Genomic DNA, 26,075 nt, shown 5'->3' on the forward strand with positions numbered 1-26,075 from the left:
CTTAAGATTAGTCTAAAAAGGCAAAGTTCTCGATGTCCATCGCCGTCATACTTTCACTTGGTGCAACCATACTCTCAGCATGTCCTGATGTACGTGGTAAGATTTTGTCAAAATAAAACTCTGCCGTTTGAACTTTGGCTTTATAAAACTCTGGTGATTCAGTGCCTCCATTTTTTAGCTTGTCATAAGCGACTGCCGCCATACGCGCCCAGTGATAGCCCATCATGATGTAACCTGAATACATCAAAAAGTCTTCTGAGGCCGCTGAGATGACTTCACGGTCTTTACGTGCCATGAGCATCAGGCGTACCGTAAGCGTGTTCCACTCAGCACATAGCTTAGTCAATGCCCAAACAAACTTACGCATGTCTTTATCAAGCGCATACTCACCGCACCATTTCATAATACTTGACGTGTAGTCACGGATGATTTTACCTTTAGACTGCAAAATAACCTTACGACCTAATAAATCCAGTGCCTGCACGCCAGTGGTGCCTTCGTACATAGTAGCGATACGGGCATCACGAGCGATAAGCTCCATACCCCATTCTTTGATGTAACCATGACCGCCATAAACCTGCTGACCATGTTTGGCCGCCTCGATACCAAGCTCAGTTAAAAAACCTTTTAGGATTGGCGTATAAAAACCTAGCTTATCGTCCCATTTTTCAAACTCTTCATCATCACCATTAGCCACGCCTTGCGCCATCTTATCTGCATAACGTGCTGAGTGATAAATCATCGAACGACCGCCTTCAGCAAAGGCTTTTTGGGTCAGTAGCATCCGGCGTACATCCGCATGATGAATGATAGCATCCGCTACTTTTTCAGGGTCTTTAGTCCCTGATAAGGCACGCATAGAGCGGCGTTCCTTGGCATAGGGTAGGGCGTTTTGGAATGACAGCTCGGTATGGGCCAAACCCTGAATACCAGTACCAATACGAGCAGTGTTCATAAATGTGAACATTGCTTTTAGGCCTTTATTTGGTTCTCCAATCAGATAACCAACGGCATCATCAAAGTTCAATACACAAGTTGATGAAGAGCTGATGCCCATTTTGTGTTCGATAGAACCACAAGTGACGCCATTACGCTCGCCAACCTCGCCTTCAGCATTTGGCAGGAACTTTGGTACGATGAATAATGAGATACCGCGTGTGCCTTCAGGTGCGCCAGGTAGGCGAGCCAGTACGATATGGATGATGTTTTCGGTTAAGTCATGCTCACCGCTTGAAATAAAGATTTTAGTACCGCTAAGCTTATAGCTGCCATCTTCTTGCGGGATTGCTTTTGATTTGACTTGTCCCAAATCCGTACCGCACTGTGGCTCAGTCAGGCACATCGTACCTGCCCATGAGCCATCAACCAGCTTATGTAAATAAGTCTCTTTTTGCTCGTCAGTACCATATTGCATCAATGTATTGATACACCCTGTCGATAGACCAGGATACATCGCCCAAGGCCAGTTGGCTGTACCGATCATCTCAGCTTTAATCAGGTTAATAGACATAGGCAGGTTCATACCGCCGTATTCTTCAGGGTAAGAGATTCCTTGCCAGCCGCCCTCAACAAACTGATTGTAAGCTTCTTTAAAACCTTTAGGAGTTGTCACGACGCCGTTTTCAAAATGACAACCTTCTGCATCAGCAGGTTGATAAAGTGGCGCTAAGACATTTTCTGAAAAATCAGCCATTCCCTGTAAGATCATGTCGATAGTCTCAGGGTCAGCATTTGCGCCGTTGTCTAAATCTTTATAGTGCGTTTGAAAGTCAAATACATCATTAATCAAAAACTTAATATCACGTAAAGGAGCTTTGTAAGTTAACATAGTTGATCTCTTTAGTTGGTTTGCTCTAGTGCGATCGATGGCTAATTCTTATAAGCTTCTATTCGTACTAGAGTTAAGAATGAATAAATACTGTTGGTTATTGCTATTAGATTATTATCGTTATAATCAAAGTCTACTGCGCAAAATCGCAAGCTATATGAGTACTAGCCATGTGCATATGATTAGTATAAATGTTCTTTTGAAACAAATATATAATCCATAACCAATTTTCATGAGTCATCTGTTTAGGTATTAATTTAATTTATAAGATTGTAGAGTAACTATAAATTTAATGTATAGGTTTTATGATTAAACCTAGGTAAACAGATCAACGAATGACAGCTTCAAGCAATATATCAGGATAGTAGTTTATGACCGTACTTGGGTTCTTCACATCGCAAAAACAGGAGAGGTAATAAATGCTCACTTATATTAAGCATTTAATTCGTGGAGAGCTTGACCATCTGCTGGCAGTCAATCAAAGCCGTCGACCATGGCACATGCCAATCATCGCCGCTATAGCGATTAGTTTCCCCGTCTTTGTTGGCGCATATTTTGGCTTACTACATGCAGGGATTAAGGCGTCTTTAGGAGCCATGGTTATATTAAACTTACCATTTGCAGGCTCATTACCTTATCGCTTAGTGACGGTGATGGCTTGGAGCTTTGCTATGACGCTTTGCTTTGCGCTCGGACTGATTGCGCAGCAAGTGCCCTTACTAAAACTACCAGTATTTGCGCTGATTGCATTTAGCGTCGTTGTTTTTGGTCGCTATTATCGTCAGCCGCCACCTGCAGGACTGTTTGTCATGATGGCGGGTGCGATTGCTCTATTCATTCCTGTTTCAGCTGAGCAGATATTATCAGCCACCGGGCTTGTAATGTTGGGCAGTGGCTTTTCAATGTTTATGGCACTTTTATACACGCTGTTTTTATTGGTGACGCGTCCTTCTACTACTGTGCCAGAGTATCGTTATGAGCCCGATACGATCAGTGACAGTATTATCGTTGCAAGTTTTGTCAGCTTGGCACTATTGATAGCAGTGATGCTAGATATGCCTTATCCATACTGGGCTGCGGTCAGCTGTTTTATTATTATTCAGGGCATACAGATGCGCACGATATGGATTAAACAGTTGCATCGTCTGCTGGGCACCTTGGTAGGTATGGTGGTTGCTGGTTGGATGTTGTCTTGGAATCTATCGATGTGGGAGGTGGCACTCGCAATATTGCTTATGATGCTATGCATTGAATCGCTGGTCGATCGACATTACGGACTGGCCGTGATACTTATCACTCCGTTAACGATATTTATCGCAGAATATGGCAGTGTCACCTCGCTTGTGCAGGCAAGTGTTGAAGAGGTCATTCGGGCTCGAATGTTCGATACTGCCCTAGGCTGCGTAGTAGGCTTGAGTGGAGGGCTAGCGATACATTCAGTCAGGCTACGGGTACCGCTCCGGCGCATAGAAAAATGGCTATTAATACGTTTTTCATCATCGCCATCGTAGCACTTTATGGATGCAAACTCCTCAACGCTTCTTACTCGCTTGAATCGCACTAGTCGCCTGAGTTACATCAATAGTATGAGCGGTCCAGCGCTCAAAGCTTAACGCGGCTTGCCCAATCAACATCCCATAGCCGTCTGAGGTTTGCGCACCGCGCGCTGCGAAATGCTGCAAAAAGGGCAGAGCGCGTCCATACATCATATCATAGGCATAATGGCAGTTTAGATCTTCAGCGATAGGCAAAGTGTCGCCCGATAGCCCAATAGAAGTCGCATTAATAATCAGATCGAACGTTCCTGTCAGCTCAGTTGTCGCGCAAGTTTCAACTGCATGCTCGTTAATTGTATTACTGGCCGCGCTAAGCTCATCAACCAATACCTGAGCTTTACTCAAAGTCCGATTAGCAAGGGTTAGCTGTCCAATACCTGCTTGAATCAGTGGCAGTATCACCCCACGCGCAGCCCCGCCTGCCCCAATAATAGCGATGCGAGCGTTGGTAAGCGTCCAGCCTAAGCTCGTAATGTGATTAACCAAGCCTTGACCGTCGGTATTATCACCATATAGCGTCTTATCTTTTGGTGAACCGTCACCGGTTAACAGTAACGTATTAACCGCGCCTGCAACACGCGCATGTTCAGATAGACGGCCCTGTGATTTGCATAATGCATAAGCGAGCTGTTTAAAGGGTACTGTCACATTGGCACCCACGCCGCCACCATTAAAAAACGCTGCAACAACTGCATCAAAACTTGCGACATCATCAGGGCAGTATTGACGCCGATAGCTGATATCAATACCCACTTGCGCGGCAAATGTCTGATGAATCTCAGGAGATTTACTATGAGCAATGGGATTGCCAATAACGATAAAATGCTGGGTCATAAACGGTCCACTAGCTATGTAGTTAGTTCAAAATGTATGCAGTTCAAAACAATAAAAGTACGTTCATCGCTGGTATAAATCTTCCTTGCTCGCTGTGCGCGTTGCCAGACAGAGGCTTTGTAAAATTTATTCCAGCAGCCTTTTGCTCTTTTTAACTTGTGCTCTTTTTATATTGAATCCATGATAACAAAGAAATAACAAGCAGTAAGAGATAGAAGAAACAATCAAAACTTACTCATCATAGGGGATAACAATGTTTTTAACAAATTTGCACCTTCTAGGATTGTTATCCGTAACGTAAAGGCTAGTCAAGCGCTAGGCAGTTGGGTACACTGTTGACATGAGGGCAGTATAATGATGACATTAGATATTGGCATCATGATCCAAAGTCAAGCTGATAAATGGCGCATTTATTGCAAGCGCACTTGTTATAGAAATCGCCGTATAAGTAGTAACTGAGGTATAGTGCCTTATGATATAGGTCATTGATTGACCTCATTTATTATACCGATAACCTATTATATTAATAATGACATCTATTAATAACGCACCATGTTAACAAGTATTCTTAATTAACAAGCCGCACCGCTTGCGACTTGTTAATATAATTTAGACCCAAAAAGTGTGAGTAAATTGCCCATGTGGAATAACAGCCTACAGACCTTTGCGGTCGGTATAATGATGGCAGCTGGTGTCTCATTGAGCGCGTGTAATGGCCCAACGCAAGAGGTCACCCCTGATGTTGCTGACTCTGACAATACAACTGAACAAGCCCGTCCCGTCCAGGCAAGTCCTGCACCAGAGACAGACTTGGATGGGGCGACAGCTGAGCAAGGCACTCCAGTCAAGTATGATGTATCCTCATGGGGTGACAAGCAAGTCCAGCCTATAAGTATACAAGAAGTTGATCAAATCAAATCAACCTTTGGCAAGGTCGTTACGACCGATGAGAATAGCTTGGACTATGCCAGCAACCCAGCAGTCAAATACCGTTTTATGGATACAGATGCGCCTTATCTGGACTTGATTGACTCTGAAAAGTATCTTGAGCTTGGTTGGTATTTCGCCAATCCTACTGACTCAGATAAAGAAAAAGAGCTGAGTAAAGCCCATGCGAAAAAATCCTATCAGCTTGCGCGTCAGCTTATGAATGATGATGGCGGAAAAGTCATCTCAGACATGCTCAGAGGTCAAATCATAAAAAACAAAACCATTGGTGGACAAAAGATAGAGCTTGGCAAATGCGAGTTTTATAGTTGTATGCTGGTGCTAAATAAGTCAGGTGAGCAACAAGCGGAAGACAGCTAAGTATGATGGCTGATTCCCATAACAGTGAGTCCAATAGCAGTCAGTTTATTAACCATGCCTCTAAATGGCAGCGTCTATATCCGCAGTCTGATAATGTGGTTGCCAATGTAGATAGCGTTGTCATTACCCCAGACAACCGCGGGATGGCTTATGGAGATGGTTTCTTTACTACCATCGGTGTCATCGATGGCTCGATATTATGGCCAGAGTATCATTATCAAAGACTGCTCTCTCATGCCCATGCATTACAATTAGCTATCGATAGCGACTCGCTACTCGCCACTTTGCAAGCCCACGCTCAGCAGCTACAACAAGGCGTAATAAAAGTCATCGTCACGCGTGCTGTACAAGCTGTACGCGGTTATGGTTTTGCAGCGAATGTGGATGCTAGCCCTTGCGAGGTTTGGTGTAAAGCAATCGCTATGACTATCGATACCGCGCAGCATACCTATCTACCAGATGGGAACAGTGTATTGATACAACCTACGACATCGGCGGTATGTCTAACTGCGCAACTTGCTTGCTTGCCGCCGCCGTTAGCGGGTCTCAAAAGCCTTAATCGACTGGATAATGTGCTGGCGAGCGGTGAGCTCCAACGTCTTAAAGCCAAATCGTTAGAATCTGAGGTAGAACTAGATGCTGGTGAAGGGTTGGCCATTGGTGAAGGATTACTGCGCGATATGAGCGGTAGCTGGGTGGAAGGCACGATAAGCAATGTCTTTTATCAATTATCTAGCACTCAATTAACTGACTCTAACGATAATGCCAATTACTCTGATAATTCTCTATCAACAGGTCAGTGGTTTACACCGCCGTTGACGCAATCCGGTGTCGCTGGAGTGATGCGTCAAGTCATTATTGATGCTTTCGCTAAGACCAAGACGCCAGTGATTGTGCGCGCGTTAAATGATGATGATTTGCTAGATTTAACCCAGATGTTTTTTTGTAATGCTTTGCGCGGGGTGATGCCAGTGACAAGTTTGGCTTTGTTGTCGGGAGAAGTAGTAGAGTTTGGTTAGTCGATTACTCTTCTGCAAATATAATAAATTTGGTATCGAGCATATCATCAGGATATAACACAATATCTTCGTTTCTATATTTTTCGCTCGCTTTTAATATAGCAGTTTCGCCATCCTCGGCAGTTACTTCTATTAGAGCGCTCATCGTTTCTATGACCTCTATTTGATAAGTTCTCAAGCCTTTTTTATCTGACATTACTTTCCTCTCTTATTTTAAGTCAATATATTTAACATTATGCTTTTTAACATCGCAAAAAGTCTTAGAAGAAGTGATCGTCTTTTGTTACGTGGACTTGTGCAATAGAAGAGGACAGCCTAAACCTGAGCGGTATAACGAGACGCGATTAGTATAATTTTCGATAGTGCCCACGACCCAAAAACTCAATAATGCCTTTATCGCGAAGAACTTGTAATTGCTGGCGGATTTTATCGTCAACGTGGTTGTTATCAGGGTGTTTGAGCTGGAGCTCATTGGTAAAAGAATAAACCTGCTGCAAAGAAAACTTGTCATCAAGTCTATCGATACACTGCCAAACATCTAACGTCCAACCACGTGTCTGCTGTGTTTGCTCACGTAAAAACAAGGTCTTTTGAAACTGCTGGGTGACATTTGCGCGTGCTACGACTTTCTGGTCTTTGACTAAAAACACTTTTCCTGATTCTGGTACTTTACGCAAGTCGATATTGCAGCCGACCCAACCTGCGCGTTTGGCAGTTATTGATAAAGGTTTACGTTTTACAATCATATCCGGCTTAAAAAAATGCTTAGGAATGATCAAAAAACTATTAACGGTGCATTCTTTGGAGTAAGTCAAAAAGAAAAAACTTGGGTTATCGTCACTATTGATACGTTCAATCATGGTTTTATAAGCACCATCATTGATGATATTGCTTAATTTTGCCTTTTTACTTTTTAGTTCATATTGCTCGTCACAGTTTGAACAATAAAAATCAGCGACCGGCCTGCCATTAGCAAATTCAAATAACGGCTGAGTGCTACAGTTGGGGCAGTAACCATTGTTTTTCACCCATGCCTCACTGAGTACCCGAATCTTTTGAGCCTGAGAGTTATAGTTTTTAGCAAGGCTTTGATCGAAATGTAGATTCATAATCAGTTTTTATTATTAATAAAAGGATGTAGACGTATCAACCCCAATAAAAGGTATTAATATTAAGCCATATAACTTAGCCTAAATGCCAAGTTAATCGATAAGCTAAACAAATAACATTGAAAAGCACACGGTTCAATGCTAAATTCTAGCAAACATCTGCCTCGCGAGTTGCCATGAGCAAGCCTACACCTGAAACGCCTCCTGAACGTCCTAATGATACTCCATCAGACAAGCGAGACGGCACTATTAACGACCCTGCTAAGACATCTCAAGACACTGAGACTGACGACAAAGCACCAGCGACAGATATTTCTTTGGTCAATGGTCAAAACACCCCGCGCGAGTACAAAAAAGACAACCAGTCGTTTTTTATGCAGCGTGGTTATCAGATTCTATTGGTATTGGGACTGATTGCTGCCTTTTTATTGGTGATGGTTTATCAAACGTTGTTTGGTCGTATCGAGCAGCCCAAGCAAAAGGTGACGATTGAACAGGGCGACACTTATTATGGCTTGCTTCCGCAGTGGCAACAGCAAATCCCGCTGTTTTCTGCCAGCATTGCCAAGTTTTATATCAAGTCGCAAGTAGATGCACCGCTGCATGCAGGTATCTATCAATTGCCAGAGAACCCGACGATAGCAGAAGCATTGCACGTCTTGCAACAAGGTGCGAAGGTGGCGATGGTAAAAGTACAAGTCATCGAAGGCAAAACCGCTAAAGACTTGTATCAAAATCTACGCGACAACCCAGGTATCAAAAAAGAAGTACTGACCGCCGATAGTGACAATGCCAGTATCGCAAAAGCGCTGGATTTGGTGGGTATACTGCCTGACTCAGTGACCAATAGCGACGACCCTATTGTTAGCTACAATCTTGAAGGTTGGTTCACTCCTGATACCTATTATTATGGCGAAGATGCCAGTGACAAGCAGGTGTTGACTGATCTATATAAGCGCCAGCAGCAAGCATTGACCCTAGCTTGGGAAAACCGTGCACCAGACTTGCCGTATAAGACGCCTTATGAAGCATTGATTATGGCCTCTATCATCGAAAAAGAGACCAGTGTGCCTGAAGAGCGTGAGCTGGTGGCCGCCGTATTCACCAATCGATTGAATAAAGGGATGCGCATGCAGACGGATCCGACCATTATTTATGGCATGGGTAGCCGCTACGATGGCAATATTCGCCGTCAAGACATCGATGAGAAAACATCGTATAACACTTATCAGATTGATGGTTTGCCGCCCACGCCTATCGCCCTGCCATCTGCTGCTTCTATCGAAGCCACATTACACCCAGCTGATAGCGAAGCCTTATATTTTGTGGCAACAGGCAATGGAGGTCATAAGTTTACCAATAGCTTGGACGAGCATAACCAAGCGGTAAGAGACTACTTAAAAGTCATGCGTGAAAGAAAGTCCCAAATACCGCCAGAGTAAGAGAGTAGCAACGAGTCTTGGTTACGAGTGTTAAAGGCTCGATAGCCATTTTTATTTTGCATAAAAATAAGTAAAACAATTTTGAAATACAAGGCAATACCATGTCAGTACCCATAAACACACAAGCAACCCAACTGGCTATTCAAAAAGGAGCGTCCGACATAAAAACACTGAGCAAGAATGGACGCTTTATCAGCTTTGAGGGTACCGAAGGTGTGGGCAAAACAACCGCTATCGAGCAGCTTTGCACGCGTTTAGAAACGGCGGGTATTGACTATCTACGGACACGTGAGCCTGGCGGTAGTCCATTCGCTGAGCGTCTGCGTGCTATTTTATTAGACCCTACGACCGACATCAACGATGACACTGAGCTGTTGCTATTGTTTGCCGCTCGCTGCGATCATATTCAGCAAGTGATTGTCCCAGCATTACAACGCGGTACTTGGGTCATCTGTGATCGCTTTACGGACTCTACTATTGCCTACCAAGGCTTTGGTCGTGCGCAGGGTAATAGTGAGGTATTAGCAAAAATTGAGACGCTTATTGCACAGTTTGTCCCAAGGCTGCCTGAGCTGACACTTTGGCTTGATTTACCTGTGCTCGAGGGCATGAGCCGTGCAGGTAAACGTAGTGCGGCTGACCGCTTTGAGCAGCAAGCAATGGAGTTTTTTACCCAAGTGCACGTAGGGTTTACTGCGCTTGCTGCCGCGCACCCTGAGCGTATTCGTCGCATTGATGCGTCAGGCACTGCCAAGGAGGTTAGCGCGCGTATTTGGCAAGCGGTTGAGTCGCAGTTTGGGCTTGTTTAGGATGTTTGTAAGCGTGTAGCGTTTATAGCTACTCTTATATAGTCGTTACTAAATAAAAGAGATGCACTGCATAGATTCGCTAGACTGGTACAAATTTTTCTTGCGTGCTGTGCTTGCGCAGACAGATGCGGCAAAAAATTTATCCCAGTCTCGCTGTATCTTTTGTATATTGACCTGACTGTAGTCTATAACCTACTAAACAAAAACCCCAGCTTTAATGGCTGGGGTTTTTTATGGCATTAAGATAAATTGCTGCTATGAAAAACTGACGTTACTGTTTATCTGGACTATTTATCCGCATTGTCCGGTCTCTTATTTAAGGTTGTATCAACGGAGTCGGCGCTATCATCACTATCAGCAGCTTTGTTAGAAGCCGTATTTTTGTCTGTATCAGGTAGACGATTTGGATCAAGCGAGCCTTTTTTATTCTTGGGTGCGCTGCCACTACCGTTGGCATTGGCTTTTAACGCGGCGACTGAGCTTGATGTTTTTTGCGCGGGCTTTGTAGTCTCAGTGGCTTTATTAGCGGCTTTAGATGCTGAGACGACAGTCTCTTGACTATTAGCTACAGAGCTACCTGGTTTCTCTTTAGCGGCCGAGACATCTGACTCTGCTGGCGGCTCTGTTACTGATGCAGCATTCGACTGAGTCGGTTGACTTTGTCTCTGATCACCTAACTCAGTTTTGGTTGCTGTAGCATTGTCCTGCTTCAATTCATCGCCTACTTCTTCAATCATCTCTTTTTCTTTGCGTTTTTCAGGCGCTTTTGAGTTGGCTTCAAAATGTGCATCAGCGACGGCGCGTGCTTGTACTTGCTTGTCAGTGACATCTACAGGCTTTGGCTGTATATCGTCGTCGACGACCAAAGCGACCAGCTTACGATCACGGGGTACATTGCCATCGAATTTGTCCGTAATCACACTAAGCTTGCCTTCTTTATCGAGCGTATATAGAGGGACAAATTGCTTGTTATCCGCTTTATATTGCTCAAAGCTATAACTGTCAGTGATATTGGTAATCTTGATACGCGCCTTTTTAGATAGCATGCTGGCAAGCTTGGTATAAGTGACGTCTTTGCCAAACAGCCACTGTGAGTGGAAATTTGCCTGTTTAGTATCACGTTCATTTTTGACTTTTTCATCGCTGAACTTTAGACGAAATATTTTTTGTTCACCAAACTCATGACGGTAGTGTATCTCAGATAAGGTGTTTAGCTCTTTATCTGTACTCATAGCAAACAGATGGCCGATACCGATTAAGTCGAGATGATGGTCGGCGTGATCCGAGACTGGGTTACCAAAGTAAGTGCGTAGGCCACTCATACGAGCACCGGCAATATTGGTATAGTTATTGTGCGCCACGATCACATCAAACCCTTGATCTCGTAAAGACGTCGCTACTAACAACGCGATTGGGTTTGAGCCGACGACCAAAATACCGTTGGTGGCAGGCTCACGTACACCCAGCAAATTACCGACCATTTTTGCGCCCAAGCCTTGAATCATGACCGTACCGATGATGACCATAAAGACCAGCGGTACTAATAGCTCAACACCTTGAATGTCGTACTCTTGCAGACGAATGGCAAACAGCGATGAGATGGCGGCAGCGACGATACCACGTGGACCAATCCAGCTAATCATCAGCTTTTCGTTGGTCTTTAGGTTGGAGCCAATAGAAGACGCCCAAACGGATAGTGGACGTGCGATGAACATTACGATTGCCAGCAATATAATCCCTGCAAAACCTACGCTCATAAGACTTGCCAGCTCTACACGAGCCGCAAGAATAATGAATAATACAGAGATTAATAAAACAGTCAACGATTCGTTAAATTCCAAAATCGTATCGCGCGGGAAGTTTGGCCAGTTTGCCAGTGCCACGCCAAGTACGGTCACGGTTAAGAGGCCAGACTCATGCTCTAAATGGTTCGATATCGAAAATAATACTAAGACAAAGGCAAGGGTAAAGACATTACGTAAAAACTCAGGCACCATATGACGACGCATTAAGAATGCTAATACCCAAGCGCCCGCCATACCGAGTGCTGTTGCTAAAACGACAATCTTGGCAAACAATAAAAAGCTACTGGCTTCACCGCCTGAGATGATGTACTCGTACACCAATACTACCGCAATCGCGCCGATAGGATCGATGATGATACCTTCCCACTTGAGAATATTAGAGATGGTCTTATTTGGCCGTACACTACGTAGTAACGGCATAATCACCGTTGGCCCAGTCACGCAAACCAAAGCACCAAATAATAACGCGATTAGAGGGTCAACATCGAATAACAGATAGGTCGATAGTGCCACTACCGCAATGGTAATAATCACCCCGATTGACACCAGCATCTGCACCACGGTTCCATGCTGCTTGATTTCATCAAACTCAAGTGTCAACGAGCCTTCAAACAAAATAATGGCCACACCCAAAGAGATAATAGGGAACATAAGCTCGCCTAAAACCAAATCAGGGTCAAAGTAACCCAATACTGGACCGACAATAATGCCGATCAGCAACAAAAACAAAATGGACGGTTGCTTTAAGTACCAAGCCAACCATTGGGCCGCGATGCCGATCCCAACCACGCCGGATAACAGTAGGGCGGTATCCATAAATTAATCCTTTTATAAGCTTGTCATACTGTACATACGTTAAGGGGCGCTCACAATCTAACAATGGCTTCTTGCAAACGTCAAATAGACCCTAAGACTATGATAGTAAATGGTTATTGCAAACGGTTATAACGGTTTTATTTATTACTATTGGTTATCATACAGGGGTAATCATGCCATATAGTGCAATCGGCAAAAATAGTAGTAGAAATCTATATAATAGGAAAAAGCGTTCAAAAACAGCTATAAGTCATCTTATAATGCTCAAACAGATAGGGCAAACCAATAGAAATAAAGATTGTCATTTGACAACTTTGTAAAAATAGCATAATTTTAAATGCAAACTTTTGTTTGTTAATAGATTTATTTGGTTTGTTATCATACCATGATTTAATTTAGCTTGTGTGAAACGTACTTTACGTATAAGCATATCGAGCTACTAGCAGCAGTAGTAAATGCCAGTATAAGTGAACACCTTATAAACCGATTTTTTCTATACTCGTTTAGGTAACTCATCCACGCATAAAGAAGCAGGCACATAGCTATGAAGAATGTTCTACTGCATAATATAAATAGGATAAACGTGTAAATACGATAAAAATATAGTCAGCTCAATATAAAAAAGTTACAGTGGGACTGGTATAAATTTTATGAAGCCTTTACCAACTAGCGAGATGAGCAAGAGGGTTTGCACCAGTCACGCGTCATATGATTGTGTATCCATTTTATTTAGTATTTACTATAGAAGCCAAAATGATTGAACGTTTAAAATGGAGAATAACAAGATGAAGGGCCAATCACTATCTCATCCGCTACAGCGCAAACTACAACGCAGTATACTGACAGCTATGCTAAGTACAGCGATGACCACAAGTGTCAGCGCATTAGCTATCAGTGCTATGACTGCCTCTAGTGCGCAAGCTGCCGTCATTACTACTGACTTCTCTGATCTTGTACAGCAAGTAACGCCAGGCGTGGCGCGGGTCAACGTAACCAAGACTGTCAGTGAAGCTGAGCTGGCCAAAGCTCAAACTGCTGACTTATTGCGCAAGTTCTTTGGTGATCGCGTACGTATCCCTGAACAGGCGGTGACACCAACGATTGAACATGCTTATGGTACCGCGTTTTTTGTGACCTCTAACGGTTATATGCTGACCAATCATCATGTAGTAGAAGGCGCAGATAACATTACGGTCACTTTAAATGACCGTACAGAGCTTGATGCAACGCTGATTGGGAGTGATGAGCGCTCAGATGTAGCCGTATTAAAAGTATCAGGTAGGCAGTTTCCAGCGCTACCTATTGGTGACTCTAATCTTATAAAAGTTGGTGAGCCTGTATTGGCGATTGGCTCACCATTCGGCTTTGATTACTCAGCATCCGCCGGCATTGTGAGTGCTAAGTCACGCAGCTTCTCACGCGAGACCAGTGTGCCTTTTATCCAAACAGATGTAGCGCTCAACCCTGGTAATTCTGGCGGGCCATTATTTAACCAGCGCGGTGAAGTCATCGGTATCAACTCACGGATATTTAGTGGTACAGGAGGCTACATGGGATTGTCGTTTTCAATCCCAATAGATGCGGCGATGGATATTTATGAGCAGCTCAAATCTAACGGTGAAGTGGCGCGTGCTTACTTAGGCATCTATCCACAGGACATCGACCGTAACTTGGCCGAGGTCTATCAGTTGGCACGGCCACAAGGTGCGCTTTTGACCCGCGTATCGCCAGATTCACCTGCACAAAAGGCGGGACTCAAAACAGGTGATATTATTTTGCAGTATAACGATAGCAAAATCATGCGAGCATCAGACCTATTAAATCTCATCAATCGCGCGCATCCCAATGATACTTTTCGCGCACAAGTACAACGTAATGGTAAGCAGTTGACTGTCTCAGGCAAGCTTAGTCAGGCTCCAAGTGATGTCCAAGCCCAGGGCCGTGATCAGCAAAACAACGAGGTGCGTGTAGGTCTGCGTCTGCGTAACCTCACGCCAGATGAGCAAGCGGAGCTTGCAACCGATGATAAGACTGGCGTACTCGTTACCGCTGTTGATCCAACAGGACTGGCTGCGCGTTCAGGTATCATGGCAGGGGATATCGTTACCAATTTGCATCAAAAACCCATAGCCAGTGCAAGCGATTTCTCTGATGCTATCTCGTCGCTACCGACTAAAGGCGTGGTGACGATTGAAGTGATGCGTCAAGGGATACCAGCGATTATCGGACTGCGTATCGAGTAGGGCCAATTATAACAACTGGTCATAAAGGGTCGTCAAAGAGACTTGTTTATCATCGACGTCGCCCTTTATAATGGCTGGTTTTTTGATTTTAGTCAGAATCAGTATTTCTTTATTTTTGTACGTCTATATTACAGCTAGGTATTCATGATTGACCACGCCATTTATACGCTAAGTATGCTTATCGCAACAGCACTGTTAGCGTACGTAGTATTGTGGTCAGGATTACAGACCTTTAATGCCAACCCCAGTAAGCGCTTTATGCGCATTTGGCCAAAGTTGGCATTATATTATGCAGCCTATACCATGCCGATTTGGGCACTGCTGTTAGTGATTGATCGAACACAAAACGTGACTTCGGTAGTGGCGCAGCTACCATTATCGCTAGTATTGATAGCGTTAGTAGCTATGGGGTTGTATTTTTATACGGTTATCGTGCAGCCCACTCGCTTACGTATACATCGACAGACAGTGGATATTGACCTAAAAACATCGCTGAGCGTAGCCGTATTGGCGGATTTACGCATCGGGTTATATAGTGGCAAGCCACGACATATACGTAAGCTTGTGGCGACGATTAATGAGCTATCGGTAGATGCGGTATTGATCACCGGTGATTGGCTTTATTATCCGGGTGCTGATTTGGTTGGGCAGTTGATGCTTTTTAAAGGGGTCAATAAGCCCGTTTATACCGTCATGAGCATCTCGGATTTACGTTATCAGTCGATGAATACGACCAAGCAAGGTCAACCTTTATTAGAAGATACTTTGGCTTGTGCTTTTGATGTACTCGACATTACCTATATTGGTCAGCAGTGCCGATTACTACCACCGATTGCAACTCACCTCGCCAAAAACGCCACACCAAGTGCGCAACCTCAAAGCTCAAACCTGACATCGCATGTGGCGATGCTGTGCGGCTGGCAAGATATGCCGTCATCTTATAAGGGCAACAGCCCACAATTTAATGCTAAGCAATCTTGTAAGAACCCTGTAGCAAAAACATCTCAGTTACCCAAACCTACTCAAAATAACGCTGCCGATAGCGATATCATCGTAGTAGCTAACAAAGCGGAGCTATGTACTAAAATCGAGGAGTCGGTACTGCCAGTTGTTATTTTGGCGTCACGCTTTGATAGTATTACAGATTTACCAAAAGCATTAAAGCCAAGACCGCTATTGATAGCAGCGGCGGCAAAATCAGCAAAATCTAGCGAGAAACTGAGCAACCTACCCAAGCCGCAACGCACTAATAGTGATGCTAGTATCAAATCTACTATTTTTTCTTATGCAGGCTTCGATAATGCACGCGGTTTATATCAGCATGCTAGCGCTCAAGTATTTGTCAGTAGTGGCATCGGTACGCGCGGGTTGCCATTTCGTCTCCGTCGTCCTACCATTGATGTATTGACGATTCGTTAAAAGTAAGTAAAAATTTTATCAAGGTTAATAATTGGTGTTAGACGCACTTTTGTAGCAAAAAACATAAGTTTTTATTCTCTACAAATAATAGCCAATTGACGCTCAATTGTTAGTGAGTGACTAAATCAAAATATGCTACACTATCGAGCATTTATAACAGCAGTAATATGAAGCAGGGCAGTAGTCCTTGCATACGACCTATCATGTAATAGCTTTAATCAAAGCTAAGACAATACAGTAAGGCACAGTTATGAGTACAGCATACGACGACATCCAAACCCGACTACAAGGCTCAATGGTAGCTTTAGTAACACCCATGCATCCTGACGGTACGGTCGATTATAAACGTCTGGCCAAGCTTATAGACTGGCAGATTGAGCAAGGCACACATTGTCTTGTGGCAGTTGGGACTACAGGTGAGTCTGCGACCTTATCTATGCAAGAGCATAGCGATGTTATTTGCTACTTCGTCAAGCATGTCAATGGCCGTGTGCCAGTCATTGCTGGGACAGGTGCTAACAATACGATGGAAGCAATCAAGCTTACTCAAGATGCTAAGGAAGCTGGAGCGGACTGTGCTTTATTGGTTGCGCCCTACTATAATAAGCCGCCTCAAGAAGGCTTGTATCAGCATTATAAAGCTATTGCTGAAGCCGTGGATATGCCGCAGATGCTCTATAATGTACCAGGTCGTACGGTTGTCGATATTGCCCAAGAAACTGTAGAGCGTCTAGCAGATATTGATAACATCGTGGCGATTAAAGATGCGACTGGCTCTGTTGAACGCGGAGAGCAATTGATTAAAGCAGTCGGTGATAGAATGGTTGTCCTATCTGGTGATGATGGCACTGCGCTTGATTTAATGAAAGTGGGCGGCAAGGGTAATATTTCAGTAACTGCCAATGTCGCACCTAAAGCGATGAGTGAAACCTTCTCAGCTGCTCTACGTGGAGATTTTGATACAGCGTATGCAGTACATGATGTCGTTAAGCATTTGCACCGTGATTTATTTATTGAGTCGAGCCCTATTCCAGCAAAATATGCGTTACATAAAATGGGTATGATAGATACAGGTATTCGTTTGCCGCTAGTATGGCTGGCCAAAGAACACCATGCCACGATTGATACTGCCTTAGAACAGGCAGGTTTATTATAAATATCGGCTACAAACCAATCATTAGATGCGCTGGGAACAGTATTCGTACCGTATCTATATAAGTGTCGATTGCTAACTCTGAGAGATAATATGATGAAAGCATCATTAACGACCCCAAAACGATTGACCGCCATAGTGACTTTAGTGTTAAGTAGCACTTTAGTATTAAGTGGCTGTCAGGCTACGAAAGAGCTACTTGGTAAGCGTGACAATGGTAGCTTAGAATACCAAGATAGTAAAAAGCTTGCGCCATTAGAGATGCCTGTCTCCCAAGAAGCAGCACCATTTGTGCCTTTGTACCCTACGCCAAATCTTGGAGCAAACACGCTCAAACTACAGAATGAATCAGGCAAGCAGTATCGGCTACCAAAGCCTGAACGCGCGGTTCCAGTAACTGCTGTCCCTGCTAATTAGTAATCTAGTCTTTTACGTACTATATTGCAGCCAATACTTTGGCCGTAGTTGCACGTTTTTATTACCTAAGTTTGAATGAACAGGATCCTCTACCATGCAAAAGCAACAACTGCTCTATAAAGGCAAAGCCAAATCTGTCTATGAAACCGAGGACAACGACTTTTTAATTTTGCACTTTCGCGATGACACCTCAGCGCTTGATGGTAAGCGCATCGAACAATTGGCGCGTAAGGGCGAGGTCAATAACCGCTTTAATACTTTTATTATGCAAAAACTTAGCGAAGCTGGCATCGAGACGCATTTTGAAAAACAGCTCTCTAGCGATGAAGTGCTGGTCAAGCGCATGGATATGTTGCCCGTTGAATGCGTGGTGCGCAACTATGCCGCTGGCAGTCTGGTGCGCCGCTTAGGGTTAGAAGAGGGGCAGGTATTGACGCCGCCAACATTTGAGCTGTTTTATAAGGATGACGCGCTAGGCGACCCGATGGTTAATGAATCACTGGCCGTAACCTTAGGCTGGGCGAATGATGATCAGCTTGCTAAAATGAAAGAAATCAGCTATCAGGTGAATGAGGTATTAAAAGACTTGTTTGATAAAGGTGATCTTATCTTGGTTGACTTTAAACTTGAGTTTGGCGTCTTTCATGACCGCATCGTCTTAGGTGATGAGTTTTCACCAGATGGTTGCCGTATTTGGGACAAGAACACCAAGAAAAAACTCGATAAGGACCGCTTCCGTCAATCTTTGGGAGATGTGATCGAAGGCTATGAAGAAGTCGCTAAACGTATTGGTGTGCCACTAAACTAAATATTGAGCGAGATGCTATATTGACCTTATGACACCTTATTACAATGGAACATTGCAAAACCGAGCCTGATGCTCGGTTTTTTTTGGCAAAATTTTACTGCAAGTGCTGTTAATAATTGTCCTCAATACCTATCTTTATTTTTATGATAATTTATGAATATCGTTAAATATAAGAAAAAAGGTCAATTAATGCCCCAGCCAAATAAACTTAACCCGGATATAACTCCCGAAACGTCCACTTTGATTATAGAGCCAACATGGTTTACTCGTCCGACCTGCGTAGTCGCTGCTGACTTGGTCGGTAAAGTTCTATGTAGACGATTAACTGATAGTGATGGCAACGAAAAAACGCTACGTATGCGCATCTCAGAAACCGAAGCTTACATTGGTGAAGACGATCCTGCTTGTCATTCGCATGCGGGTACTCGTACGTCACGTACCGAGATTATGTATGAACAAGGCGGTGTATTTTATGTTTATTTGACCTACGGCGTACATCATATGCTCAATCTTATCAGTGGGTCTGTAGAGACACCTGAATCGGTACTCATACGAGCTGGATTTTTGGCAGATAATAGTGATCGGTTAGTAGACGAGCAGCAGCTTAGCGCTGATAAGCAATTGACGCATCCAAAGCAGTTTGCTGGGCCTGGGAAGTTAACCAAACGCTTGCAGATTAACCGTAGCTTGTATGGCCAAGCTATCTGGCCTACATCGAATGTCTGGATTGAGGATGATGGTTGTCAGCCGCCATTATCATTACGTCCTCGTATCGGAATCGATTACGCTGGTGAGGCAAAGGACTGGCTACTGCGCTACGTATGGACGGACCATCCTTCTTTATCAAAAAAGTAAGGGGTGCTAGTGCTTTGTATTATGTATTTAGTCAAAAATTGGAGATTAACAAATGTATAAGCTAACGGTTTTTATTCCAGATAATGCTTTAGAGTCGGTGAAGTCTGCTCTATTTAATGCGGGTGCTGGGACTATTGGTAATTATGAGCAGTGCTGCTGGCAAGTACAGGGAACGGGGCAGTTCAAGCCATTGACAGGTAGTACGCCGCATATTGGTATACATGACAAACTTGAAGAAGTTGATGAATGGCGAGTTGAAATGGTGGTTGATGAGGACGTCATTAATGAGGTCATTGCGGCACTAAAAGAGGCGCATCCTTATGAAACCCCAGCGTATGATGTCATAAAGATCTTAGATTTTTGAAGATGAATGTTATAGAGATGACTGTCACTTTTTAAAATAAAAAATGACATATAAAAAAAGGCCAAACAAAACCACTTGCTGGTTTATTTGACCTGGGCATCAAAACTTTAACGATGCCAAAAGCTTTATGTAAATGACATACTTCATAAAATTTAAGCTTAAAAGATAAAAAAAGTTTTAATCGAATTATCTTAACTTGTTATCGATATTAGATTTTTTGATGGCCATGAAGAAACCTTATGAAAAAGATTTTACGTTCTATACCCGAGCTGACTTAATCTTTGAAATAATTTCTTACATACGCATGGTAGTCTATAAAACTTGATAACAAATGTCGGTAACGTTAATAAAATGTAAATGAAAAGAAAAGGGGAGTAACAATTTGAAGGAAGCTAAATAATAAAAAATATACTTTATTTGCAATTTAACTAACATTTTATTTTATGCAATTGTAGGAATAACAAGGCATAGAAGATAAAAACAATATTCGTGTAAGCATATGCTTACAGAAGATGACGCTTACGCGACTTAACATGAAGATAATATTTTGACACTATAGTCACACGGCATTAGGGAGTATGACTCAAGGATTGAGTTTACCGTATTAAGGATAATGATTCACTTATCGGCATCAGGATGATAACAATAAGTGAAGTAAGGATACTAACCCTTTGCTGATAGCAGCAGTAAACGCTGTGATAATCGTAGTAAAAAGGGCAGGATGCCTAGTATCACAATATACTGAATATTATGCAAGGATGTATAACAGACAGTCGTGATAAGTAATATGGATGGTTAACAATAAAACCGCATAACAATTAATTGCTATGCGGTTTTATCGTGTCTGGAGGTTAAGAAAGTTATATGATACCAAAATGTATGCTCAGCTGAAACGTTAGTTATTTAAAAGGTCAAAAAATAAAGACCTGCTAACTAATGCGTTAAGTAAGCTTGTTAGTTAATAGATAAATTACTGACAATCAAAAAACCGCATGATATTCATGCGGTTTTTATGGTTTAAAATAAGATAACTTTAAATATTATCTAATGTATTTTTCTAAAAAATACACTAATAATTACTTTAGTAGTTATTTTCGCGGCGCCAGTCATCTACCTCACGTTCGGCATTATCTTTACTATGACCATAACGTTCTTGTACACGACCGACCAGTTTGTCGCGGTTGCCTTCGATGTGAGTGAGATCATCATCAGTGAGATCGGCCCACTTTTGCTTAACCGCACCTTTCATCTGGTTCCATTCGCCTTTTAGAGTATGTTCATTCATTGTTATATTCCTTCTGTTATTATCAAATTAAGTTTTGAGACAACTATTCCATCTGTCTTCATTCAACACTCAGTCGCTATTGATAAACACCAATATGCCGACTGGTGATATCTAATATAAGGGCTGATAATTGCCTTGTCTGTATATGCAATGTTTAGAGTGTTACTTCATTATGGTTAACTGCTTATCTTTGTTATGGGTTACTTATCTATGTAATGAATAAGCTATTATTCAGTAGGATATGTAAAACAGATCAGTAGATTTCAAACAAATATTAATAATATAAGGATTAATTAAAGGGACAAGACTGTAAACATATTTTTATGAAAACTAATTATAGACATATCGTCTAGTTGACTATAACCTTATAGTCGAGATAACAAACATGATAGTTGCTTTATGGAGCTAAGATGAATGGCAGTGGACTCACCTGAAATATCCAATACAGTGAATGCGGCAAAGGCAGATACGAAGCGAGATTGGGCAAAAGCTAGGACGCGTCATGCCTTGTTAAAAAGTGCCCTGCAGTTGTACCGTATTGAAGGTGCTGGCGGCTTAAGTATGAATAAAATCGCAAAAGGCGCAGGTATTGCCCAGCCCAGTTTTTACAATCATTTTGCTAGCGTCGAGGCGCTACAACATGAGCTGAGCGTTCAGTTAAAAAACAACTATCTATCACCGATGCGCATGGCATGGGTAAATATGCTCAAAGACTATCCAACCCTAACAAAAGCGCAGTTCCACCAGCGTTGTCAGCAGTGTCTGACTATGATTTTTGATGCCGCGTTTCAGAATATCGAATTGTTTCAACGCTTAATTGAAGACAGTCTGCGCTATGGTTCAACAGTAGAAGATAAAGGCTTGGCAAGTCTGATTAGCGAAATACAAACAGAGTGGACGAATATATTCATGCAAGGATTACAGTCAACCGATTACTCTTTTGAGGAATCTGAAGTTAATCTCTGTGTCGATGTCGCTGCTGCTCAAGTCCATGAATTGATACTAGGCTGTCGGCAGCAGCGTTATTCACAGCAGCAGGCTATTGATATATTGAGTAAGAACTTTGATGCATTGTTTAGCAGTTTTTTTATAAAAGAGCGGCATGGACTGGGGAGTTAGTTATCCAGTTTATCAATTGCTAATTATTTGGTAGCTAGTTACCCATATCATTAAACATATTAAAGTCATAACAGTCATAAAACGGAATTTATATAGTAAGAACTATATTGCAAAATAACAGGGAGCGCGACCATGGCTAGTGAACAAACCAAGACGAATGAGCAAACCCACTTTAGAACCTGCAATTTATGCGAAGCTATGTGCGGTATTGTCATTAAGCACGATGGTGACAAGGTATTGTCGATTAAAGGCGATAAGGACGATCCATTCTCCAAAGGTTATATTTGCCCAAAAGCGACCGCCTTGCAAGACTTGCATGAAGACAGTGATCGCCTGCGTCATCCGGTTGAAAGAACCGCTCACGGTTGGAAAGAGATTAGCTGGCCTGATGCTCTAGATAAAGTGGCAGCCGGTATTCAGTCGGTACAGAAAAAACATGGTAAAAACGCCCTTGGTATTTATTTAGGCAATCCTAACGTCCATAACTTGGGCGGTATGCTAACGATTAAGCATTTACTTAGTAGTATAAAGACGCGTAGTCGTTTTTCTGCGACTTCCATCGACCAACTGCCGCACCATATTGTCAGTATGCATCTGTTTGGGCATATGCTGCGCATCCCTGTGCCTGACGTCAATCGTACCCAATATATGCTCATCATCGGCGGCAATCCGCTGGCGTCTAACGGCAGTATTATGACCGCGCCAAACATGCGCCAAAAGCTAAAAGATATCAAAGCCCGTGATGGCAAAGTGGTGGTCATTGATCCAAGACGCACAGAAACAGCAGATATTGCGAGCGAGCATCATTTTATTCGTCCAGCAACCGATGTCTTACTCTTGCTCGCCATGCTTAATGAAATCTATCTGCAAGGTTATGCGGACAAAGCGCGCGCTAAAAATAATAGAGCGGTGGCCCTAGCGCCAGATATTGAGCGACTTACAGACTTTGCTAAAGACTATAGCGCCGAATCCGTAGCTGATATTACTGGCATTTCTGCAAATAAGATTAAACGTCTCGTTAAAGAGTTTTGTGAAGCCGAAAGCTCCGTCTGCTATGGACGCATGGGCGTATCGGTACAAGCGTTTGGCTTATTAAGTCAGTATCTCATTATGGTCATTAATATTGTCACAGGTCGCTTAGATGAGGTAGGTGGCCTGATGTTCCCCAATCCTGCAGTCGATGTGGTCAATAACTCAGGCCCAGGCTATCTTGGTAAGCGCCATAGCCGCGTGAGTAATTTGCCTGATTTTAATGGCGATTATCCAGTGGTGGCGATGGCGGATGAGATGCTGGTAGAGGGCGCAGGGCAGTTAAAAGGCTTTATGACTGTCGCTGGCAACCCTGTACTCAGCACGCCCAATGGTGAAAAGTTAGATGAAGCTTTTGCCAGCTTGGATTTTATGGTTGCGATCGATTATTTTGTCACAGAAACCAGTCGTCATGCCGATATCATTTTGCCACCCGTATCACCACTAGAGCGTGACCATTATGATGTCACTTTTAACAACTTTGCCGTCCATAACGTGGCTAAATACTCAAAAGCCCTATTCCATAAGAAAAAAAGTGCCAAATTTGACTGGCAAATCTATCTAGAGCTGGCAAAACGTTTAGATAAAAAAGCACCACTTGTCACCAGAGTTGAGCGTCTATTAGTAAAAGTGTTGGGGCCGAAATTTGTGCTCAATCAGGGTTTAAAGCGTGGGCCTTATAAGGGTCTTAATCTAAAAAAGTTAAAGAAAAATCCGCATGGCATTGATTTAGGGCCTCTCAAAAGGATGTTGCCAGAAGCTTTGAAACATAAAGACAAGCAGATTCATCTTAATGTTGATTTTTATCAAGCTGATTTAGAGCGTGTACAAGAGATGATGCGTAACTATGATGATAAGCAAATATTATTGATAGGTCGCCGCCATGTACGCAGTAATAATTCTTGGTTACATAACAGCTATCGCTTGGTAAAAGGTAAACCACGCTGTACGCTTATGTTGCATCCAGAAACGGCCAAAGAATACGGTATCGAGGACGGTCAAAACGTAAAAGTTACTTCGCGCGTTGGCAGTGTGAATACCATCGCAGAAGTCACGGATGAGCTGATGCCAAGCGTGGTGAGTATCCCGCATGGTTGGGGTCACGGCCGTAAAGGCGTGAAACAGAAGATTGCTCAAGCGCATGCCGGTGTCAGTGTCAATGACTTGACGGATGATACGTTAATTGATCAGTTAAGTGGTAATGCAGCAGTCAACGGCGTACCGGTGCAGCTAGAAGCCATCGAGCCTGAAGTGGTTGATTTGGACACTACCGATTCAAGTGTTGATGCTGACAGCGAATCTTCCGAAATCAAATCAGGAAGTGCTGCATAAAATAAGTACAAAAACTATAACGTGCTACTGGTACAACTTTTCCTTGCTTATGTGACTATGCAGACAGAGGCTACGCAAAATTTTTACCAGTAGCACTATGCTTATTTTATGGCAGATTAACTATACGAAAAGCAAATATGTATGGCTGGTGTAAATGTTCTCTATTGAGCGTTCACACCCACAAAGTCAAAATCGACTGGCGGTGTCTCGCCCTGTATTAACAGACTAATCGCTTTTGCCGAACCGCAAGCATGCGTCCAGCCAAGCGTACCATGACCCGTATTGAGCCATAAATTATCAAAACTAGCGTTTGTATTGTGACTACCGTGACGGATATGACCCCTATGCGCGCGTCCTATTAAGGGTACATTTGATGGGGTCATCGGTCGCAGTCCTGTCCAATATTGCACAGAGTTGGCAATGATGCCTTTCGGGAATAACTGCTGTACACGGCGCGTGATGGCTTGGCAGCGTATAGTATTTAAGTCTAAATTATAGCCGTTAAACTCTGCTGTGCCCGCGACGCGCAATTTATCGCCAAGGCGTGAGGTAACCAGCTTAAACTCATCATCAATGAGACTGATAAAGGGTGCTAGGTGCGGGGCGCGGGGATTGACTTGATAAGTGGCCGAGTAGCCTTTGGCCGGGAAGATAGGCAAATGAATATTGAGAGGCTTCATTAATACAACGCTGTAGCTACCAAGCGCTAGTACATGGCTGTCTGCACTAAAAGTTTGCACATTTTCGCCTTTGGGACGGATGTTAATGCTATGGATATGCGGATTAGTAGAGTGGGCATCAGCGTTTAATGCCAATACCTCGGTGTCATATAAAAACTGTACGCCAGCCTTGGCGCAGCGCTCAGCTAAGCGCTGGGTAAATAGATGGGCATTACCCGATTCATCGCGACTGGTATAAGTAGCGCCTTTGAGCTTATGGGCAATAGGATAAAGCGCTGGCTCCAGACTGGCCGCATTATTAATATCAATGATATGACGCTCACAGCCTAGCGCTTGCATACGCTCTGTTGGCGCAATAGCAGCGTCAAACTCAGCTTGGTCGGTATAAAAGTGCATGATACCGCGCTTTTGCTGCTCGTAATCAATACCAATGTCAGCACGTAGCTGCTGCAAGGCATCTCTAGAATACAATCCTAGACGTACCATTTGCACCAAATTGGCATCGGCTTTATCTGCACGGCACTCTTGCAAAAACTGCATCGCCCACTTAAGCTGTGCCTTGTCAGCTCGCAAACGATACAGTAGTGGCGCGTCTTCTTTAAATAGCCATTTAAGCGCTTTCATTGGAGCAGTAGGATTGGCCCAAGGCGTCGCGTGCGAGACCGATATCTGCCCGCCATTAGCAAACGACGTCTGCATTCCCGCTGCAGATTCACGCTCAATGACAGTCACATCATAGCCAGCTTGGCGAAGATACCATGCGGTAGTCACGCCCACCACGCCCGCTCCGAGTACCGCAATATGTGTCATGAGTAAAGTCTCTTAGTGACTGTTTTAGCTGCTTG

The 26,075-nt window shown here is 43.3% G+C and carries 22 protein-coding genes; 14 read left to right on the forward strand and 8 right to left on the reverse strand.

Annotated features, from left to right (window positions below; all coding sequences use genetic code 11):
* Window positions 1-7: 7 nt before the first annotated feature.
* A complete protein-coding gene (locus BTV98_RS07925; RefSeq protein ID WP_075103355.1) occupies window positions 8-1,828 on the reverse strand; it encodes an acyl-CoA dehydrogenase C-terminal domain-containing protein in 1,821 nt (606 codons plus the stop codon).
* A gap of 419 nt (window positions 1,829-2,247) precedes the next feature.
* Between BTV98_RS07925 and BTV98_RS07930 the strand changes: the two genes are divergently transcribed.
* Window positions 2,248-3,339: an FUSC family protein gene (locus tag BTV98_RS07930; RefSeq protein WP_058367891.1), complete on the forward strand. Its 1,092-nt coding sequence runs from the start codon at window positions 2,248-2,250 to the stop codon at window positions 3,337-3,339.
* A 21-nt stretch (window positions 3,340-3,360) separates the two neighbouring features.
* On the opposite strand, the gene aroE is transcribed toward BTV98_RS07930, so the two are convergent.
* Window positions 3,361-4,218 (reverse strand): shikimate dehydrogenase, encoded by an 858-nt coding sequence (gene aroE / locus BTV98_RS07935; RefSeq protein ID WP_058367892.1) that lies wholly within the window; start codon window positions 4,216-4,218, stop codon window positions 3,361-3,363.
* 363 nt (window positions 4,219-4,581) lie between these two features.
* Window positions 4,582-4,704, reverse strand: a complete 123-nt coding sequence (locus tag BTV98_RS13770; RefSeq protein WP_256713869.1) for a hypothetical protein — start codon at window positions 4,702-4,704, stop codon at window positions 4,582-4,584.
* 138 nt (window positions 4,705-4,842) lie between these two features.
* On the opposite strand from BTV98_RS13770, the gene BTV98_RS07940 reads away from it, so the two are divergent.
* Window positions 4,843-5,526: a hypothetical protein gene (locus tag BTV98_RS07940; protein WP_227511672.1), complete on the forward strand. Its 684-nt coding sequence runs from the start codon at window positions 4,843-4,845 to the stop codon at window positions 5,524-5,526.
* 2 nt (window positions 5,527-5,528) lie between these two features.
* On the forward strand, window positions 5,529-6,545 hold the full coding sequence (locus BTV98_RS07945) for an aminotransferase class IV (RefSeq protein WP_256713871.1): 1,017 nt from the start codon (window positions 5,529-5,531) through the stop codon (window positions 6,543-6,545).
* A gap of 4 nt (window positions 6,546-6,549) precedes the next feature.
* On the opposite strand, the gene BTV98_RS07950 is transcribed toward BTV98_RS07945, so the two are convergent.
* Both BTV98_RS07950 and BTV98_RS07955 read right to left on the reverse strand, forming a co-directional pair.
* A complete protein-coding gene (locus BTV98_RS07950; protein WP_058367894.1) occupies window positions 6,550-6,741 on the reverse strand; it encodes a DpnD/PcfM family protein in 192 nt (63 codons plus the stop codon).
* Window positions 6,742-6,889: 148 nt separating this feature from the next.
* Entirely contained in the window at window positions 6,890-7,654 is a 765-nt protein-coding gene (locus tag BTV98_RS07955; RefSeq protein WP_075103356.1) for a DpnI domain-containing protein, read from the reverse strand.
* A gap of 176 nt (window positions 7,655-7,830) precedes the next feature.
* Here BTV98_RS07955 and mltG point away from each other — a divergent pair, with 176 nt between their 5' ends.
* Together mltG and tmk are read left to right on the forward strand one after the other, a co-directional pair.
* Complete coding sequence (mltG, locus tag BTV98_RS07960) at window positions 7,831-9,096, forward strand: endolytic transglycosylase MltG (protein WP_058368424.1); 1,266 nt, start codon at window positions 7,831-7,833, stop codon at window positions 9,094-9,096.
* A gap of 101 nt (window positions 9,097-9,197) precedes the next feature.
* On the forward strand, window positions 9,198-9,905 hold the full coding sequence (tmk, locus tag BTV98_RS07965) for a dTMP kinase (protein ID WP_082637978.1): 708 nt from the start codon (window positions 9,198-9,200) through the stop codon (window positions 9,903-9,905).
* A 287-nt stretch (window positions 9,906-10,192) separates the two neighbouring features.
* On the opposite strand, the gene BTV98_RS07970 is transcribed toward tmk, so the two are convergent.
* Entirely contained in the window at window positions 10,193-12,526 is a 2,334-nt protein-coding gene (locus tag BTV98_RS07970; RefSeq protein ID WP_058367896.1) for a cation:proton antiporter, read from the reverse strand.
* 785 nt (window positions 12,527-13,311) lie between these two features.
* Here BTV98_RS07970 and BTV98_RS07975 point away from each other — a divergent pair.
* The 7 genes from BTV98_RS07975 to BTV98_RS08005 all read left to right on the forward strand — a co-directional run bounded on the left by BTV98_RS07975 (window position 13,312) and on the right by BTV98_RS08005 (window position 19,785).
* Window positions 13,312-14,769, forward strand: coding sequence for a Do family serine endopeptidase (locus BTV98_RS07975; protein ID WP_256713872.1), 1,458 nt, complete (start codon window positions 13,312-13,314; stop codon window positions 14,767-14,769).
* A 144-nt stretch (window positions 14,770-14,913) separates the two neighbouring features.
* Complete coding sequence (locus BTV98_RS07980; protein ID WP_075103357.1) at window positions 14,914-16,188, forward strand: hypothetical protein; 1,275 nt, start codon at window positions 14,914-14,916, stop codon at window positions 16,186-16,188.
* 250 nt (window positions 16,189-16,438) lie between these two features.
* A complete protein-coding gene (gene dapA, locus BTV98_RS07985; RefSeq protein ID WP_058367899.1) occupies window positions 16,439-17,344 on the forward strand; it encodes a 4-hydroxy-tetrahydrodipicolinate synthase in 906 nt (301 codons plus the stop codon).
* 90 nt (window positions 17,345-17,434) lie between these two features.
* Window positions 17,435-17,758, forward strand: coding sequence for a hypothetical protein (locus tag BTV98_RS07990; protein WP_256713873.1), 324 nt, complete (start codon window positions 17,435-17,437; stop codon window positions 17,756-17,758).
* A gap of 94 nt (window positions 17,759-17,852) precedes the next feature.
* On the forward strand, window positions 17,853-18,566 hold the full coding sequence (purC, locus tag BTV98_RS07995; protein WP_058367900.1) for a phosphoribosylaminoimidazolesuccinocarboxamide synthase: 714 nt from the start codon (window positions 17,853-17,855) through the stop codon (window positions 18,564-18,566).
* 189 nt (window positions 18,567-18,755) lie between these two features.
* Entirely contained in the window at window positions 18,756-19,421 is a 666-nt protein-coding gene (locus tag BTV98_RS08000; protein WP_075103410.1) for a DNA-3-methyladenine glycosylase, read from the forward strand.
* A gap of 52 nt (window positions 19,422-19,473) precedes the next feature.
* Window positions 19,474-19,785, forward strand: a complete 312-nt coding sequence (locus tag BTV98_RS08005) for a YqfO family protein (RefSeq protein WP_075103359.1) — start codon at window positions 19,474-19,476, stop codon at window positions 19,783-19,785.
* Window positions 19,786-20,866: 1,081 nt separating this feature from the next.
* Here BTV98_RS08005 and BTV98_RS08010 read toward each other — a convergent pair.
* Window positions 20,867-21,070, reverse strand: coding sequence for a CsbD family protein (locus tag BTV98_RS08010; protein WP_058367905.1), 204 nt, complete (start codon window positions 21,068-21,070; stop codon window positions 20,867-20,869).
* Between the two features lie 414 nt (window positions 21,071-21,484).
* On the opposite strand from BTV98_RS08010, the gene BTV98_RS08015 reads away from it, so the two are divergent.
* Window positions 21,485-22,189 carry a TetR/AcrR family transcriptional regulator gene (locus tag BTV98_RS08015; RefSeq protein WP_075103360.1) on the forward strand — a complete coding sequence of 235 codons (705 nt, stop codon included), beginning with the start codon at window positions 21,485-21,487 and terminating at the stop codon, window positions 22,187-22,189.
* A gap of 132 nt (window positions 22,190-22,321) precedes the next feature.
* Complete coding sequence (locus BTV98_RS08020) at window positions 22,322-24,550, forward strand: molybdopterin oxidoreductase family protein (RefSeq protein ID WP_075103361.1); 2,229 nt, start codon at window positions 22,322-22,324, stop codon at window positions 24,548-24,550.
* Between the two features lie 161 nt (window positions 24,551-24,711).
* Here the strand turns inward: BTV98_RS08020 and BTV98_RS08025 are convergent, their stop codons facing one another.
* Window positions 24,712-26,040, reverse strand: coding sequence for a D-amino acid dehydrogenase (locus tag BTV98_RS08025; protein ID WP_075103362.1), 1,329 nt, complete (start codon window positions 26,038-26,040; stop codon window positions 24,712-24,714).
* Window positions 26,041-26,075: the final 35 nt, after the last annotated feature.

This window comes from Psychrobacter sp. Cmf 22.2 (assembly GCF_001921745.1).
In the GTDB taxonomy this organism is placed as follows: domain Bacteria; phylum Pseudomonadota; class Gammaproteobacteria; order Pseudomonadales; family Moraxellaceae; genus Psychrobacter.